17 protein-coding genes are annotated in these 14,618 nt (G+C 66.0%); 3 read left to right on the forward strand and 14 right to left on the reverse strand.

Annotation, left to right across the window (positions count from 1 at the left end):
• Positions 1 to 69: 69 nt before the first annotated feature.
• Positions 70 to 627 (forward strand): Smr/MutS family protein, encoded by a 558-nt coding sequence (locus tag DN824_RS19235; protein ID WP_138409970.1) that lies wholly within the window; start codon positions 70 to 72, stop codon positions 625 to 627.
• Between the two features lie 93 nt (positions 628 to 720).
• Positions 721 to 1,266, forward strand: a complete 546-nt coding sequence (gene folE / locus DN824_RS19240) for a GTP cyclohydrolase I FolE (protein WP_138409971.1) — start codon at positions 721 to 723, stop codon at positions 1,264 to 1,266.
• A 69-nt stretch (positions 1,267 to 1,335) separates the two neighbouring features.
• Here folE and DN824_RS19245 read toward each other — a convergent pair whose 3' ends face one another.
• Entirely contained in the window at positions 1,336 to 1,938 is a 603-nt protein-coding gene (locus DN824_RS19245) for a glutathione S-transferase family protein (RefSeq protein WP_138409972.1), read from the reverse strand.
• Between the two features lie 21 nt (positions 1,939 to 1,959).
• On the reverse strand, positions 1,960 to 3,126 hold the full coding sequence (locus DN824_RS19250; RefSeq protein ID WP_138409973.1) for an aminotransferase-like domain-containing protein: 1,167 nt from the start codon (positions 3,124 to 3,126) through the stop codon (positions 1,960 to 1,962).
• 80 nt (positions 3,127 to 3,206) lie between these two features.
• Between DN824_RS19250 and DN824_RS19255 the strand changes: the two genes are divergently transcribed.
• Entirely contained in the window at positions 3,207 to 3,650 is a 444-nt protein-coding gene (locus DN824_RS19255; RefSeq protein WP_138409974.1) for a MarR family winged helix-turn-helix transcriptional regulator, read from the forward strand.
• Between the two features lie 19 nt (positions 3,651 to 3,669).
• Here DN824_RS19255 and DN824_RS19260 read toward each other — a convergent pair whose 3' ends face one another.
• The 12 genes from DN824_RS19260 to DN824_RS19315 all read right to left on the reverse strand — a co-directional run bounded on the left by DN824_RS19260 (position 3,670) and on the right by DN824_RS19315 (position 14,584).
• Positions 3,670 to 5,055, reverse strand: a complete 1,386-nt coding sequence (locus DN824_RS19260) for a sigma-54-dependent transcriptional regulator (RefSeq protein ID WP_138409975.1) — start codon at positions 5,053 to 5,055, stop codon at positions 3,670 to 3,672.
• Between the two features lie 5 nt (positions 5,056 to 5,060).
• Positions 5,061 to 6,257 carry a sensor histidine kinase gene (locus DN824_RS19265; RefSeq protein WP_241666741.1) on the reverse strand — a complete coding sequence of 399 codons (1,197 nt, stop codon included), beginning with the start codon at positions 6,255 to 6,257 and terminating at the stop codon, positions 5,061 to 5,063.
• Between the two features lie 149 nt (positions 6,258 to 6,406).
• On the reverse strand, positions 6,407 to 7,879 hold the full coding sequence (locus DN824_RS19270; RefSeq protein ID WP_138409977.1) for a sigma-54 dependent transcriptional regulator: 1,473 nt from the start codon (positions 7,877 to 7,879) through the stop codon (positions 6,407 to 6,409).
• Between the two features lie 220 nt (positions 7,880 to 8,099).
• A complete protein-coding gene (gene fliT, locus DN824_RS19275) occupies positions 8,100 to 8,396 on the reverse strand; it encodes a flagellar protein FliT (protein WP_138409978.1) in 297 nt (98 codons plus the stop codon).
• A gap of 148 nt (positions 8,397 to 8,544) precedes the next feature.
• Positions 8,545 to 8,979 (reverse strand): hypothetical protein, encoded by a 435-nt coding sequence (locus DN824_RS19280; RefSeq protein ID WP_174236544.1) that lies wholly within the window; start codon positions 8,977 to 8,979, stop codon positions 8,545 to 8,547.
• A 25-nt stretch (positions 8,980 to 9,004) separates the two neighbouring features.
• Complete coding sequence (ccmI, locus tag DN824_RS19285) at positions 9,005 to 10,222, reverse strand: c-type cytochrome biogenesis protein CcmI (RefSeq protein ID WP_138409979.1); 1,218 nt, start codon at positions 10,220 to 10,222, stop codon at positions 9,005 to 9,007.
• Positions 10,219 to 10,692, reverse strand: a complete 474-nt coding sequence (locus DN824_RS19290) for a cytochrome c-type biogenesis protein (protein ID WP_138409980.1) — start codon at positions 10,690 to 10,692, stop codon at positions 10,219 to 10,221. Before DN824_RS19290 ends, ccmI begins: the two co-directional genes overlap by 4 nt.
• Positions 10,689 to 11,219 (reverse strand): DsbE family thiol:disulfide interchange protein, encoded by a 531-nt coding sequence (locus tag DN824_RS19295; protein ID WP_138409981.1) that lies wholly within the window; start codon positions 11,217 to 11,219, stop codon positions 10,689 to 10,691. The genes DN824_RS19290 and DN824_RS19295 overlap by 4 nt, the downstream gene beginning before the upstream one ends.
• A gap of 2 nt (positions 11,220 to 11,221) precedes the next feature.
• The gene (locus tag DN824_RS19300; RefSeq protein ID WP_138409982.1) at positions 11,222 to 13,195 is read right to left on the reverse strand and encodes a heme lyase CcmF/NrfE family subunit; all 1,974 of its coding nucleotides are present in this window, start codon (positions 13,193 to 13,195) and stop codon (positions 11,222 to 11,224) included.
• Entirely contained in the window at positions 13,192 to 13,659 is a 468-nt protein-coding gene (gene ccmE, locus DN824_RS19305) for a cytochrome c maturation protein CcmE (protein WP_138409983.1), read from the reverse strand. Before ccmE ends, DN824_RS19300 begins: the two co-directional genes overlap by 4 nt.
• A complete protein-coding gene (gene ccmD, locus DN824_RS19310) occupies positions 13,656 to 13,832 on the reverse strand; it encodes a heme exporter protein CcmD (protein ID WP_138409984.1) in 177 nt (58 codons plus the stop codon). Before ccmD ends, ccmE begins: the two co-directional genes overlap by 4 nt.
• Positions 13,829 to 14,584: a heme ABC transporter permease gene (locus tag DN824_RS19315; RefSeq protein ID WP_138409985.1), complete on the reverse strand. Its 756-nt coding sequence runs from the start codon at positions 14,582 to 14,584 to the stop codon at positions 13,829 to 13,831. Before DN824_RS19315 ends, ccmD begins: the two co-directional genes overlap by 4 nt.
• Between the last annotated feature and the right edge of the window lie 34 nt (positions 14,585 to 14,618).

Raw genomic sequence — 14,618 nt, forward strand, 5'->3', positions numbered from 1 at the left:
AGCTAGTCGCTCGGGGCGACCCACCCTCCCGCGTTCGACTGGTAAACTGGCCGCCTCTGTGGAGGCCCTATGCAAGACGACGACTTTTCCCTGTTCCAGTCAGCCGTGCGCGGCGTGAAGCCGATCCGCCACGAGCGCGCCGAGACCGGAAAGGCACGCGACAACCGCGAGCAGATCGCGACACGCCGCGCCAACGCGACGGTGCGCACCGACGAGCCGCGTATCGACGGCCTGTCCGACCAGTTCGTCATCGACGTCGGCGCCGAAGACGAGCTGTACTGGAGCCGTGACGGCGTGCAGGAGGCCCAGATGCGCAAGCTCAAGGCCGGGCAGATTCCGTTCGAGGGCAGCCTCGACCTGCACGGACTGACCGTCGAAAAGGCGCGAGAACAGCTGTGGGACTTCCTGGCCGAAGCCGGCAAATACGAGATCCGCTGCGTGCGCGTGACCCATGGCAAGGCCGCGCGGCTCGATGGCAAGCGGCCGCTGATCAAGAGCCACGTCAATACCTGGCTGCGTCAGCACCCGCAGGTTCTGGGCTTTACCTCGTGCCTGCCGCGCCATGGCGGCAGCGGCGCGCTGTACGTCATGCTCAAGCGCACCATGCTGGAGGGGCGGGACGAATAACGTACGAAACGTACGCCCATCCCGCACTTGCCAGCGCTGCGCTTGCCCCCTACCCTGCGCCTCTCGCGCTCCCGACGCCTGACAGGTATTTCAATGTCTCTGGAACAACACTACACCGCGATCCTTGGCCAGCTCGGCGAGGACGTCAACCGCGAAGGCCTGCTCGACACGCCCAAACGCGCCGCCAAGGCCATGCAGTACCTGTGCAAGGGCTACCAGCAGACCCTCGAAGAGGTCACCAACGGCGCGCTGTTCAGCTCCGACAACAGCGAAATGGTGCTGGTCAGGAACATCGAGCTGTATTCGCTCTGCGAGCACCACATGCTGCCGTTCATTGGCAAGGCCCACGTCGCCTACCTGCCCAACGGCAAGGTGCTGGGCCTGTCCAAGGTCGCGCGCATCGTCGACATGTATGCCCGTCGCCTGCAGATCCAGGAGAACCTGACCCGCGAGATCGCCGAGGCGATCCAGAACGTCACCGGTGCCTGGGGCGTCGCGGTGGTCATCGAGGCGCAGCACATGTGCATGATGATGCGCGGCGTGGAAAAGCAGAACTCCTCGATGGTCACCTCGGTGATGCTCGGGCAGTTCCGCGAGAATGCCGCCACGCGCAGCGAATTCCTGGGCCTGGTCCGCTGATTCGCCAATGAAAAGGGGCGCCGCCTGGCGCCCCTTCGCTTCGCTACGGGCCTTGCCCGCCCCGCCTCGTCAGTCGTACATGCCGACATGCCGCGGATGGCTTGCCACCCGCTGCAGCCAGGCCCGTATCGCCGGATACGCCGCCAGATCGAATCCGCCCTCTTCGGCCACATGGGTGTAGGCATACAGCGCCACATCGGCGATCGAATACTGCTCGCCGACCAGATAAGGCGTGCGCTGCAGCTGCTGCTCCATCACCGCCAGGGCGTGATAGCCATCGAACTGCTTGGCCTCGTACTCCTCGCGGCGCTCCTCGGGCAGGCCGAGATAGAGCTTGATGTAGCGCGCCACCGCGATGTAGGGCTCATGGCTGTACTGTTCGAAGAACTGCCATTGCAGCACCTGGGTACGCAACCGCGGATCGCTCGGCAGGAACTCGCTGCCGTCGGCCAGGTAGTTGAGAATCGCGTTGGACTCCCATAGGCAACTGCCGTCATCGAGTTCCAGCACCGGGATCTTGCCGTTCGGGTTCTTCTGCAGGAATTCCGGCGAGCGGCTCTCGCCGCGCAGGACATTGATCGGCACCCACTCGTACGCGCGGCCGAGCAGGTGCAGCATCAGCTTGACCTTGTAGCAATTACCCGAACGGTAATCGCCATAAACCTTGTACATGACATCCCCCTCGCTCTCGCTTTAGGCCGCCTCGGCCGGCAACGCCTCACGAATCACCGCCGCCAGCCGACGCAGCCCCTCGCCAAGCCGGTCGGGGCCGACATGGCTGAAATTCAACCGCAGATGGCCCGGATGCCGATCCGGGTCGACGAAGAACGGCTCGCCCGGCATGAAGGCGACGTTGCGCTGCAGCGCCGCGTCGAGCAGCGTGCGCGTATCGAGCGGCTGCCTGAGCGTCAGCCAGAAGAACAACCCGCCCTGGGGAATCTCCCAGTCGGCCAGGTCGGCGAAATGCTCGAGCAACGCCGCCTGCATGGCATCGCGGCGAAGGCGGTAGAAGTCGCGCAGCTCGGCCAGGTGGGCGCGATACTGCTCGCTGCCGAGCCACTGCAAGGCCTGCCACTGGCCGATGCGATTGGTGTGCAGGTCCGCCGACTGCTTGAGGCGCAGCAGGTAGGGGAACAGGTCCGGCGAAGCGATCAGGTAGCCGACCCGCAATCCCGGCAGCAGGGTCTTGGAAACCGTACCGGTGTAGATCCAGCTGGCCTTGCGCAACCGGCTGACGATGGGACGCGCACAGCCCTCGTCGAACACCAGTTCGCGATAGGGCTCGTCCTCGATCAGGGCTACGCCGAACTCGTCGAGCAGCGCGGCGACCGCCTCGCGCTTGGCTTCGCTGTAGCGCACCGCCGAGGGATTCTGGAAGGTCGGGATCAGGTAGGCGAAGGCCGGCGTGCTGCGCTCCAGCGCACGGCGCAGCGCCTCGAGTTGCGGACCGTCGCTTTCCTGCGGGACGGCGATGCAATCGGCACCGAAGAACTGGAACGCCTGCAGTGCCGCCAGGTAGGTCGGCGCTTCGAGCAGGACCTCGGTACCCGGGTCGATGAACAGCTTGGAGGCCAGGTCCAGCGTCTGCTGCGAACCACTGACGATGAGCACCTGGCTCGCCTCGCAGGGCACGCCGAGCGCCCGCGCCTCGGCTGCGATGGCTTCGCGCAGCGCAGGCTCGCCCTCGCTCATCCCGTACTGGCCGAGGGCTGCCGGCATCGGCGCCCAGTCGACCTTGGGCAGCATCGCCTCGGCCGGCAACCCACCGGCGAACGACATGACTTCGGGACGCTGCGCGGCAGCCAGGATTTCACGGATCAGGGAGCTTTTCAGGCGGTCGACGCGTTTCGAGAAAGCCATGGGAGTACCGGATGCAGGGGCGGGACAAATGAGTCAAACTACTTGACCGAAAGTACGCCCCCACCGATAAAAACGTCAATATGCCTGACCTAAAAAAAAGCGCCGTTCAGCGTCAGTTCATGGAAAGCCTGTTCCACGGCTACCAGGCGTTCACCGCCAAGCCCGACGAAATCCTGGCGCGGCGCGGACTGTCGCGGGTGCACCATCGCATCCTGTTCTTCATCGCCAGCTATCCAGGGCTCAGCGTGACCGGCCTGCTCGGCCATCTGGGCGTCAGCAAGCAGGCGCTCAACATTCCGCTGCGCCAGCTGATCGAGATGCATCTGGTGGAAAGCCTCACGGCCGAAGAGGACAAGCGCAAACGCCTGTTACGGCTGTCGGCCCAGGGCGCGAAGCTGGAGCAGGCGCTGCGCCGTGAGCAGGCGCGGCTGCTGGAGAAGGTGTTCGCCGAGGTCGGCGAGACGGCGGTCGAAGGCTGGCAGGCGGTCAACCAGGCCCTGGCGCGCCTGCACAGGCACCGCTGAGCGCCGCCTCGCGGGCCACTCAGCTGGCGTAGAGATAGGCCTCGACGTCGAACCCGGCATCGCGCATCTGGGCCAGCTTGTAACGCAGCGTACGCGGGCTGATGCCGAGGCGATCCGCCGCCTCCTTGCGCCGCCCGCGCTCGTTGCGCAAGGTGTCGATGATCACCTGGAATTCGCACCGGCGCAGATCCTCGCCCAGCCCCGCCGCGCTTTGCGCCGCCTCGCTAACCGGAGCCGCCGGCGCTGCGCTGGCGGCAGCCGGCGGCACCAGGCCGATGGTCGAATTCAGGCACAGGTCGTGGGGCTGGATCAGTCCGCCCTGCTGCAGGATCAAGGCGCGCTGGATGGCATTGTCCAGCTCCCGGACGTTCCCCGGCCATGGATGGGCCAGCAGGCAGCGCTGGGCATTGCCCGACAGGCGCACCGAGCCGGCCTTCATCTTCTGGGCGTGCATCGCCAGCAGGCGTTCGGCCAGGGGCAGGATGTCGGCCGGACGCGCGCGCAGCGGCGGCCAGGCCAGGGGGAACACCGAAAGCCGGTAAAACAGGTCCTCGCGGAATCGCCCGGCCGCGACTTCGGCCGCCAGGTCACGGTTGGTGGTGGCGATCACCCGGATGTCGAGGGTGATCGGCTTGCGGGCACCGACGCGCTCGACCTCGCGCTCCTGCAGTACGCGCAGCAGCTTGGCCTGCAGCCCAAGCGGCATTTCGGTGATTTCATCCAGCAGAAGGGTTCCGCCGTTCGCTTGCTCGAACTTGCCGGGCTGGGCCGCGATGGCGCCGGTGAAAGCGCCCTTCTCGTGGCCGAACAGCATGGCTTCGAGCATGTTGTCCGGGATCGCCGCACAGTTGATGGCGATGAACGGGCTGCCCTGGCGAGGGGATTGCTGGTGGATGTAGCGCGCCAGTACCTCCTTGCCGGTGCCGGACTCGCCCGAGATCAGGACGGTGGAGTCGCTCCGGGCGACCCGCGCCGACAACGCCAGCAGCTGCTGGCTGGCCGGCTCGCAGGCAACCGGGCCCTCGCGATCGGATCGGCCCAGGTGGCCGCAGGCATGCCGCGCCACCAGTTCGAGCAGCGTACGCGGCTCGAATGGCTTGACCAGGTAATCCACGGCGCCGAGACGCATGGCCTCGACCGCTCGCTCGACCGCGCCGTAGGCCGTCATCAGCAACACCGGAATCTGCGGGTAGCGGGTGCGCACCATTCGCAGCAGCGCATGGCCGTCCATGCCCGGCATGTTCACGTCGCTGAGTACCAGGCCGAAGGCCTCTTCCTGCAACGCTACCAGCGCGGCTTCGGCGCAATCCACGGCTCTGTGCTCGTGGCCGCCAAGCATCAGCGTATCGCCAAGCGCCTCGCGCAAGGCCCGATCGTCTTCGACCAGCAGGATCTTCGCTGTCATGGACTTCACTCCTTGTTTCCGGCCGCAGCCGGGAAAATCAGCGGTAGCGACAGCAGCACGCAGGTGCCGCGTCCGGGACGCGACAACAGGCTCAACTGGCCCTGGTGAGCGCGCGTCACCGCCTGTACGACCGCAAGACCCAGGCCCGTGCCGGTGGTCTTGGTGGTAAGAAAGGGTTCACCCAGGCGCGCCAGCAACGCCGGCTCGATACCCGGGCCGTTGTCGCTCACGCAGAGCCGGAGCGTCGTCCCGCGGGTGTAGAAATGCACCTTGATCCGCGCCTCGCGGCCGGCAGCCTGGATGGCGTTCTCCAGCAGGTTGAGCAGCGCGCCCACCAGGGTGTCGCGATTGCAGAGCAACTCGCCGGCGTGGCTGTCGCACTGCCAGCGCACCGCCACGCCCTCGACCTGGGTCTCGGCCGCCAGACGCAGGGCCTGCAACAGCGCCCCCGGGCTCAGACGGTCGGACATCGGCAGATCGCCCCGGGCGAACACCAGCATGTCGCGCACCTGATGCTCGAGCTCATGCAACCGCTCCTTGAGGCGGCCGGCGAAGCGCTGCCGGTGCTCGACCGCCAGCGCCGCGTCTGTCAGGTGGCCAGCGTAGAGCAGCGCCGCGGACAACGGCGTGCGAATCTGATGCGCCAGCGACGCGACCATCCTGCCCAGCGAGGAAAGCCGTTCGTGGCGAGCCAGTTGCGCCTGCAGGTGACGGGTTTCCGTCAGATCGGTGAGCAGCACCAACTGGCCCGGTTCGTCGGCCAGCGAGCGCGTGGCGATGGACAGGCGGCGGCCGTTGGACAGGGAAATCTCGTGGCCGTCATCGCGGCGCGGCGCGAAGCTGCGCGCAATGACGTCGCGCCAGCGCTCGCCTTGAAGCGGGCCGTCCAGCAGCTGGCATGCGGCAGGATTGGCCTCGCTGACGCGTCCTGCGCCATCGATCACGATCACACCACCGGGCAGCAGGTCGAGCAGATTGCGCAGGCGCCCGGCAAGACGCTCCTTTTCCGCCAGCTCCTGCTCACGCTGCGCCCCGGCCAGCGCCAGTTCCTGCTTGAGTTCAGCCACGCGGTCTTCGAGCATTCCGTGCGACTGCCCCAGTTGGGCGGAGATCTGGCTGAACCGCCGCAGCGACTGCTCCAGCTCGAGCGTCGTCGCGGGCTCGGCGGATTCGGGGCTGGTCGGGTGGGTGATGGGCTTCACTGCGCGTACTCGTGCCGTCAAAAGATGGGCGTTCGCAGGGGCAGCAGCAAACATCGTGCCCGGCCGTGGCCGCAACCGGACGAACGGAGCAAGGGCGGATACGAAAACGCCCCGCACGTGGCGGGGCGTCGGTGAAACGCAACCAGACGCTAGGCTTCTTCGCCCTCGTCGTCGCGACGGCTCATTCCGTACTTGCGCATCTTCTCGACCAGGGTGGTCCGCCGGATGCGCAGACGCTCCGCGGCACGGGCGACTACCCCGCCGGCATCATCGAGCGCCTGCTGGATCAAGCCCTGCTCGAGGTTGCCGAGGTAGTCCTTCAGGTCCAGGCCCTCGGCCGGCAGCATGGCGCTGGCTTCCAGGCCCGTCATCGGCACGTTGAAGGCAACCCGCTCCTCGAGGTCGTCGCTGGCGGCGGTCATGTACTGCTCGTCGTCATCGTCGACGTGGCGGAATTTCTTCGGCAGTTCCATCACGCCGATCACTCCGTAGGGATGCATGATCGCCATGCGCTCGACCAGGTTGGCCAGCTCGCGCACGTTGCCCGGCCAGTCATGGCGGCACAGGGACATGATGGCGCCCGAGTTGAAGCGGATGGAGCCGCGCTTCTCGTGCTCCATGCGGGAAATCAGCTCGTTCATCAACAGCGGGATGTCTTCGACGCGCTCGCGCAGCGGCGCCATTTCGATCGGAAATACGTTGAGCCGGTAGTAGAGATCCTCGCGGAAGCTGCCTTCCTCGATCATCTTCTCCAGGTCCTTGTGGGTCGCGGCGATGATCCGCACGTCGGCGCTTTGCGTACGGTTGCTGCCGACGCGCTCGAAGGTGCGCTCCTGCAGCACGCGCAGCAGCTTGACCTGCATCGGCAGCGGCATGTCGCCGATCTCGTCGAGAAACAGGGTACCGCCCTCGGCCAGCTCGAAACGCCCTGCCCGCGCGGTGATGGCGCCGGTGAAAGCACCCTTTTCATGGCCGAACAGCTCGCTTTCCAGCAGCTCGGCCGGAATCGCGCCGCAGTTGACCGGCACGAAGGGCGCCTGGCGACGCTTGGAGTGGTAGTGCAGGTTGCGGGCGACCACTTCCTTGCCGGTGCCCGATTCGCCAAGGATCAGCACGCTGGCCTCGGTGTCGGCGACCTGCTGCATCATCTGCCGCACGTGCTGGATGGCCCGACTGGTGCCGACCAGGCTGCGGAACAGGTTCGGTTCGCGCTGCCGCCCGCGGGCCTTGGACTGGTCGTTCATCTCGCGATAGACCTGGGCGCGGTGCAGCGAATCGAGCAGCTTGTTGTAGCTCGGCGGCATCTCCAGGCTGGTCAGCACGCGGCGACGCACTTCGTCCGGCCACTCGGCTGGCGCCGGATCACCGATCAGCAGCAGCGGAACGTTCTCGTCCCACTTGCTGATCTGTTTGAGCAGTTCGACGGCCCCATCCCGCGCCTTGACCTCCCCGAGCATCACGCTGAGCACGCTGCGGCTGGATTCGAGCGGCGCCACGGCGTTACGCCAGTCGGTGCTCGAGCAGGCCAGATGGTCTTCGCCCAGAAAATTCAGAATTACCGCCAAGTCGCGGCGACGTTCGCTGTCATCGTCGATCAACAGAATCTTGGTTTCGCGCCACATCGTGGTTTCAGAACTCTATGGGGCTGGAAGAAAGCCGGCGCTACGTCCACGACGATCGCACCAACAGGCATTTGGCCACTAGTTAAGTAAAAAATGAGCACTGAGTCAAATTTATGACGTGATTTAAACACGAAGACGGTTAGGTAACGCAACCACGAAAGTGAGGCATCGGTGCCGGAAATGATTCCGGCGCGACGGGCGGGAGGGCGAAGCGGCGGGATCAGCCGAAAAGCTGGTAGACCTTCGCCCCCTGCTTGGACTGGTTGAGCTGCATGAGCTCATCGGCGATGCGGCGCTGCTCGGCCTGGCACATTCCGACCAGTTCGCGATAGAGCTCGAGCAATTCCTGGATGCGCAGGCGAATGACGCCCTCGTCCCGCTCCGGCTCCCGCATCGCGTCTTCCACGGCTTGCCGGCACAGCAGGTCCAGCTCGCCGATGGCGGTCCAGTCCTGCTGCGCCAGGGCCGAGCGCAACGCGCTGCCGGTTTCTTCGAGACGCTTCACAGAGGCATTCATGAATCTACTCCGATTGTCCTGCGTCACCGGGCATCCACCGGGACGGTAAAAAGGCGCGCTGTTCGCCGCTTGACCCTTTATCGGCAAGCGGCGGAACAGCTTTAGCCCGAATGACCGTCGCAGCCGCTCGCCAGAGCGTGCCGTCGATTCAGTGACGGTTGCGCAATCCCGGCGGCACGCTCGGCAGCGCGACCGGCTCCCAGGGGCCGTCAGGCCGGCCGGCGCACAGCCACTCGCCATCCCAGCGGTAATAAAGCCGTTCACGGTAGTAGAGATCCCTGCCTTCCACCACATAGACGCCCAGGCGATTGTCCCAGTGCGCCGGTGCGTGTGGCGGCGGGGCGTAACGGGGATGGCTCTGCTGGGTGGCCGGCGGGCGCGGTGCCGGGGACGTCTGCACCGGCGGAGGGGGCGTGATCACCGGACCCGGCGCAGGTGTCTGCGGCACCGGTGGCTGAGTCTGGGGAGCGGTCTCGTAGGGCGTGCCGGCGCACGCCGCGAGCAAGGCGCCCAGGGCAGCCACGGTCCCCAGGCGCACACGCCTGAAGGCCGTCTGGCGAGGGGGGAAATCCTGTACGGTCATGCAGTACCTCGGTCGTCAGAACGAATCAGCGGCGCTCTGGCGTGTCGATGGTCAGCTGAACCGGGCGCTCGGCGCTCGCAGCGAGATCCAGCGCATCGCTCTGCCCGGACCATTCGCCCCGGGTGGCATCGCCATCGCGGGAAATCCGGGCAACCAGTTGCACCTGTTCGAAGTTGGACAACTTCAGTTGCGGCATCATTGCATCGGCATCGGCCAACGTGACCTCGGCGGGCAGGTCGGCGACGCTCAAGCGCTTCACGGCCAGCGGCATCGGCGGACCCGATACGGCGCGGGCGAAGACGAAGACGCTGTCATTCGGCCGCACCTCGTCGGCAAGCTCGGCGCTGAGCCGGACGCTTACCTTCACCTCCACCGCCGCGGCCGATTCGGCCTGTCCGGGCGCAGTCGGTTCGGGCGCCGATTCGCCGAGTTCGGCGCGGGCACGGGCGATGCCACCCTCGATGGCGGCGCGAGACGGGTCCTGCTCGCCCAGCACCGAGACCAGGCGCTCCCAGAAAGCGATCGCCTGAGCGAACCGGCCCTCTTCATAGGCCGCGATGCCAAGCAGGCCGAGGCTGGTGACCTCGTCCGGGTCAGCCTTCAGCGCTTCGTCGGTCAGAGCCTGAAGCTGTTCGGTCCACTGCTTGTCGCCCGCGAAATACAGGGCCTGGGCCCACTGCCCCAGCAGCTCGGGCTGGCGACCCGCCAGATTGGCCGCGCGCTCGAAGGCCACGGCCGCATCGGCGGCCCGCTCCTGGGCCATGTAGGCGCGACCGAGGAAGTACCAGCCCTCGGCGGACTCCGGCTGGGCCTCGACGGCGCGCTCGAGACGCTGGGTGACCTCTTCGATCGAGCCGGCCTGCTGGGCGAACTGGCGCGCCAGCTCCACCTTGTCGCTGGCGCCCCAGTGCAGATAAAGCCCATAGCCCATCAACGGCACCAGCAGTGCGGCCACCAGCGGCGCCCCCCTGCCCAGCCGCGACACGCGATGCGCTTCGCCGCCTTCGGTGTCGCTCAGCAGTTCGCGGGCGGCCTCTGCCCTGCCCGCCTCGAGCTGTTCGGATGTGAGCGTGCCGGCGGCATGCTGAGCCGCCAGTTCATCGAGCCGCTCCTGATAGAGCGCGACGTTGAGGGAGGTGCGGTCCTCCTCCGTCTGGGCGCGGCGACCGCGCATGATGGGCAGCAGTAGAAACAGCAGCGCGGCCATCAACAGCAGGCCGGCGCCAATCCAGAAATCGATCATGGGTCTTTGTTATCCAGCAGCGTGGCGAGCCGTTCGCGCTCGGCTTCGGAAAGGGTGTTTGAGGTGGGGCCGTCGACCCGGCGGCGACGCCGCAGGAGGATCATCGCCACGGTGCCGAAACCGATCGCCAGGAGCACGAACGGGCCGTACCAGAGGATCAGGGTCTTGGCGTTGACCGGCGGCTTGTAGCGCACGAAATCGCCATAGCGGGCGACCAGATAGTCGACGATCTGCTCGTCGCTCTTCTGCTCTTCGAGCATCCGGAAGATTTCCTGGCGCAGGTCCATCGCGATCGGCGAGTTCGAGTCGGCGATGTTCTGGTTCTGGCATTTCGGACAGCGGAGCTCCTCGGTCAGCGTGCGATAGCGCTGGCGCTCGGTCTCGTCGCGAAACTCATAGGTATCGATCGCCGCGAACGCACCGGCGCTCAGGGTCAACCCGATCAGCAGGGCGCAAAGGTATCTGTTCATTCGTCCACCAGCTCCTGATAGAGCACGGCGAGCTTTTCACGCCAGACACGCTCGTCGATGACGCCGACGAACTTGTGTCGGATCACGCCGTGCTTGTCGATCAGAAACGTCTCGGGCGCGCCGTAGACCCCCAGGTCAAGGCCCAGGCTGCCCTGCTCGTCGCGGATGTTCAGCTGATAGGGATCATGGAACTCGCGGAGCCACTTCTGCGCCGCGGCGTTGTCGTCCTTGTAGTTGACCCCGTGGATGTTCACGCCCTGCGCCGCCAGGGCATTGAGCACCGGATGCTCGACCTTGCAGGCCACGCACCAGGTCGCCCAGACGTTGACCAGCGCAGGCTTGCCCTTGAGGTCGGCCTCGCTGATCAGGCGCTGCTCGTCTTCGACCGAAGGCAGCGAGAACTGCGGCACGGGCTTGCCGATCAATGCCGAGGGCAGCTCGGACGGATCGAGAAACAGCCCGCGGTAGAGGAAGACGGCGATACCGAGGAAGATCGCCAACGGCAACAGCATCAGCACTCGTTTCATCATCAGGCTCCTTGCGCGCCCAGGCCCAGGGCCTCGCGTACGCGTGTCTTGACCTTGACCCGATAGCGCTGGTCGCAGGCCGCCAGCACGCCGCCGAGGCCCATCAGCAGGCCACCCAGCCAGATCCAGCGGACGAAGGGCTTGATGTGCACGCGCACGGCCCAGGCGCCGTCTTCCAGCGGCTCGCCCAGCGCGACATAGAGGTCGCGGGTGAAGCCCGGGTCGATACCGGCCTCGGTCATGGGCATCTGCTGAACGGTGTAGAGCCGCTTCTCCGGATGCAGCACGGCGATCTGGCGCTCGCCCTTGAGCACGCGGATGGTGGCCTTGTCCGAGGTGAAGTTGGGGCCGTCATGATGGACGGCGCCCTCGAAGATGAAGCTGTAGCCGCCCATCTGCAGCGAGTCGCCCGGCGCCATGCGCAGGTCGCGCTCGTCGCTCTGCTGGCTGGACAGCACCACGCCCAGTGCGCAGACCGCGATGCCCAGGTGGGCGATCTGCATGCCCCAGTAACTGCGCGACAGGCCACGGGCGCCGGCCAAGAGTCCCTTGTGACGAGTCTTGTCGAGCAGGTCGCGTACCCCGGCGACAACCACCCAGGCGGCGAGGAAGCAGGTCGCCAGGACCGTCCAGTGGAAATCGCCGAAGGCAAACGCGGCGACCACCCCGAGCACGCCACTGGTGATCAGCACCGGCACCAGCATGCCCGTCAGCCACTTCACCGGCGTGTCCTTCCAGCGCACCAGGATACCGACCGACATCGCCAGCATGACCAGCGCCATCAGCGGCAGGAACATGGCGTTGAAATACGGAGGGCCGACCGACAGCTTGGCTCCCGACAGCGCGTCGAGCAGCAAGGGATACAGCGTGCCCAGCAGGATCATCGAGGTGGCCACCACCAGCAGCAGGTTATTGACCAGCAACAGGGTTTCCCGGGACCAGAGGCCGAAGCCGACCTGGCTCTTGACCACCGGCGCACGCAGCGCGAACAGCCCCAGCGAACCGCCGACGACCAGCAGCAGGAAGCACAGGATGAACACGCCACGCTCAGGATCGGTCGCGAAGGCATGCACCGAGGTCAGCACCCCGGAGCGCACCAGGAAGGTTCCCAGCAGGCTCAGCGAGAAGGCCGCGATCGCCAGCAGCACCGTCCAGCTCTTGAATACGCCGCGCTTTTCGGTCACCGCCAGGGAGTGGATCAACGCGGTGCCGACCAGCCAGGGCATGAAGGAGGCGTTTTCCACCGGGTCCCAGAACCACCAGCCGCCCCAGCCCAGTTCGTAGTAGGCCCACCAGGAGCCGAGCACGATGCCGATCCCGAGGAACGCCCAGGCCACCAGGGTCCAGGGACGCGACCAGCGGGCCCAGGCCGCGTCGAGCCGGCCACCGAGCAGGGCCGCGATGGCGAATGAGAAGGCCACGGAGAAGCCGACGTAGCCCATGTAGAGCATCGGCGGGTGAACGATCAGGCCGAAGTCCTGCAGCAGCGGGTTCAGGTCGCGGCCATCGACCGGCGCCTGCGGCAGCAAGCGCTCGAACGGGTTGGACGTGACGATCAGAAAGAGCATGAAGCCGATGCTGATGAGTCCCATGACGCCGAGCACGCGCGCCAGCATCTCTTCGGGAAGCTGGCGGGAGAACACCGACACGGCGAAGGTCCAGCCGGCCAGGATCAGCGCCCACAGCAGCAGCGAGCCCTCATGGGCACCCCATACGGCGCTGAACTTGTAGTACCACGGCAAGGCGCTGTTGGAGTTGTTCGCCACGTAGGCGACGGAGAAGTCGTCGACCATGAACGCATAGGTCAGACAGGCGAAGGAGAACGCCAGGAAGGCGAACTGCCCCCACGCCGCCGGCTGCGCCAGGCTCATCCACAGACGATCACCGCGCCAGGCGCCGATCAGCGGGAAGACCGCCTGCACCAGTACCAGGCACAGGGCCAGAATCATGGCCAGATGGCCGAGCTCCGGAATCATTTCGCGTACCCCTGCTTGCCGCCTTCGTAATGCTTCATCATGCCGCTCTGCTCGAGCGCCTGGGTGACTTCGGGCGGCATGTAGTTTTCATCGTGCTTGGCCAGCACTTCGTCGGCCACCAGGATGCCCTCCTCGTTCACCCGCCCAAGCGCGACGATGCCTTGCCCCTCGCGGAACAGGTCGGGAAGGATGCCCTGGAAGCGGATGGTGACCGTTTCGGCACCGTCGGTGACACGGAAATCGACCGCCAGCGATTCGCGGTCACGCTTGACCGAGCCCTCTTCGACCAGGCCGCCCGCGCGGATCCGCGTGCCTTCGGGCGCTTCGCCACGGGCGATCTGGGTCGGGGTGTAGAACAGGTTGATGTTCTGCTGCAGCGCGGAAAGCGCCAGGGCAACGGCGATACCGACCCCGGCGAGGATCGCCAGGACGATGTAGAGCCGCTTTTTGCGTACCGGATTCACTTCATTTCCTCCCGGCGCAAACGGCGCGCCTCGTCTTGCAGGTGCCGCCGGCGTGCCAGCAGGGGCAGCGCGACGTTCAAGGCCAGTACCGCCAGGCTGATGCCATAGGACGACCAGACATAGACGCCATGGTTGCCCATGGCGACGAATTCGGCGAACGAGGAGAAATTCATCGCGAGCCCCCTACCAGTGCCTTGATCTCGCTTTTCACCCAGCTGCTGCGCGCCTCGCGACGCAACACCTCGAGGCGCATGCGCATCAGCAGCACGGCAGTGAAGAAACAATAGAAACCGATCACCATGACCAGCAACGGCAGCCACATCTCCATCGGCATCGCCGGCTTCTCGGTGACCTTGAAGGTGGCCGGCTGGTGCAGGGTGTTCCACCACTCCACCGAATATTTGATGATCGGGATGTTCACCACGCCGACCAGCGCCAGCACCGCGCAGGCCTTGGCCGCGCTGTCCCGGTTACTGATGGCGTTGCCCAGGGCGATGATCCCGAAATAAAGGAACAGCAGGATCAGCATCGAGGTCAGGCGCGCGTCCCAGACCCACCAGGCGCCCCAGGTCGGCTTGCCCCAGACGGCGCCAGTCAAGAGTGCGATGAAAGTCATCCAGGCGCCGATCGGCGCGGCCTGCTGGAGTGCGACGTCCGCCAGCTTCATCTTCCAGATCAGCCCGACGGCACCGGCGACGGCGAGCATCAGGTAGATGGACTGGGCCAGGAAGGCGGCCGGCACATGGATGTAGATGATCCTGAAGCTGTTGCCCTGCTGGTAATCCTGCGGCGCGAACGCCAGCCCCCAGACCACGCCCACCGTCAGCAGCAGCGCGGCGCTCCAGCCGAACCAGGGCAGCCAGCGCCCGCTGATCTCGTAGAACCATTTGGGCGAACCCAGCTTGTGAAACCATGTCCAGTTCATCGAATGACTCGTTTCCGGCGAGGGCAAGCCCCCG

Source organism: Stutzerimonas nosocomialis, assembly GCF_005876855.1.
Classification (GTDB): domain Bacteria; phylum Pseudomonadota; class Gammaproteobacteria; order Pseudomonadales; family Pseudomonadaceae; genus Stutzerimonas; species Stutzerimonas nosocomialis.

Bases quoted from the DNA above. Each gene is read 5' to 3' on its own strand.
- DN824_RS19235 (WP_138409970.1), top strand. From the start codon at position 70: ATGCAAGACGACGACTTTTCCCTGTTCCAGTCAGCCGTGCGCGGCGTG.
- folE (WP_138409971.1), top strand. From the start codon at position 721: ATGTCTCTGGAACAACACTACACCGCGATCCTTGGCCAGCTCGGCGAG.
- DN824_RS19245 (WP_138409972.1), bottom strand. From the start codon at position 1,938: ATGTACAAGGTTTATGGCGATTACCGTTCGGGTAATTGCTACAAGGTC.
- DN824_RS19250 (WP_138409973.1), bottom strand. From the start codon at position 3,126: ATGGCTTTCTCGAAACGCGTCGACCGCCTGAAAAGCTCCCTGATCCGT.
- DN824_RS19255 (WP_138409974.1), top strand. From the start codon at position 3,207: ATGCCTGACCTAAAAAAAAGCGCCGTTCAGCGTCAGTTCATGGAAAGC.
- DN824_RS19260 (WP_138409975.1), bottom strand. From the start codon at position 5,055: ATGACAGCGAAGATCCTGCTGGTCGAAGACGATCGGGCCTTGCGCGAG.
- DN824_RS19270 (WP_138409977.1), bottom strand. From the start codon at position 7,879: ATGTGGCGCGAAACCAAGATTCTGTTGATCGACGATGACAGCGAACGT.
- fliT (WP_138409978.1), bottom strand. From the start codon at position 8,396: ATGAATGCCTCTGTGAAGCGTCTCGAAGAAACCGGCAGCGCGTTGCGC.
- DN824_RS19280 (WP_174236544.1), bottom strand. From the start codon at position 8,979: ATGACCGTACAGGATTTCCCCCCTCGCCAGACGGCCTTCAGGCGTGTG.
- ccmI (WP_138409979.1), bottom strand. From the start codon at position 10,222: ATGATCGATTTCTGGATTGGCGCCGGCCTGCTGTTGATGGCCGCGCTG.
- DN824_RS19290 (WP_138409980.1), bottom strand. From the start codon at position 10,692: ATGAACAGATACCTTTGCGCCCTGCTGATCGGGTTGACCCTGAGCGCC.
- DN824_RS19295 (WP_138409981.1), bottom strand. From the start codon at position 11,219: ATGAAACGAGTGCTGATGCTGTTGCCGTTGGCGATCTTCCTCGGTATC.
- DN824_RS19300 (WP_138409982.1), bottom strand. From the start codon at position 13,195: ATGATTCCGGAGCTCGGCCATCTGGCCATGATTCTGGCCCTGTGCCTG.
- ccmD (WP_138409984.1), bottom strand. From the start codon at position 13,832: ATGAATTTCTCCTCGTTCGCCGAATTCGTCGCCATGGGCAACCATGGC.
- DN824_RS19315 (WP_138409985.1), bottom strand. From the start codon at position 14,584: ATGAACTGGACATGGTTTCACAAGCTGGGTTCGCCCAAATGGTTCTAC.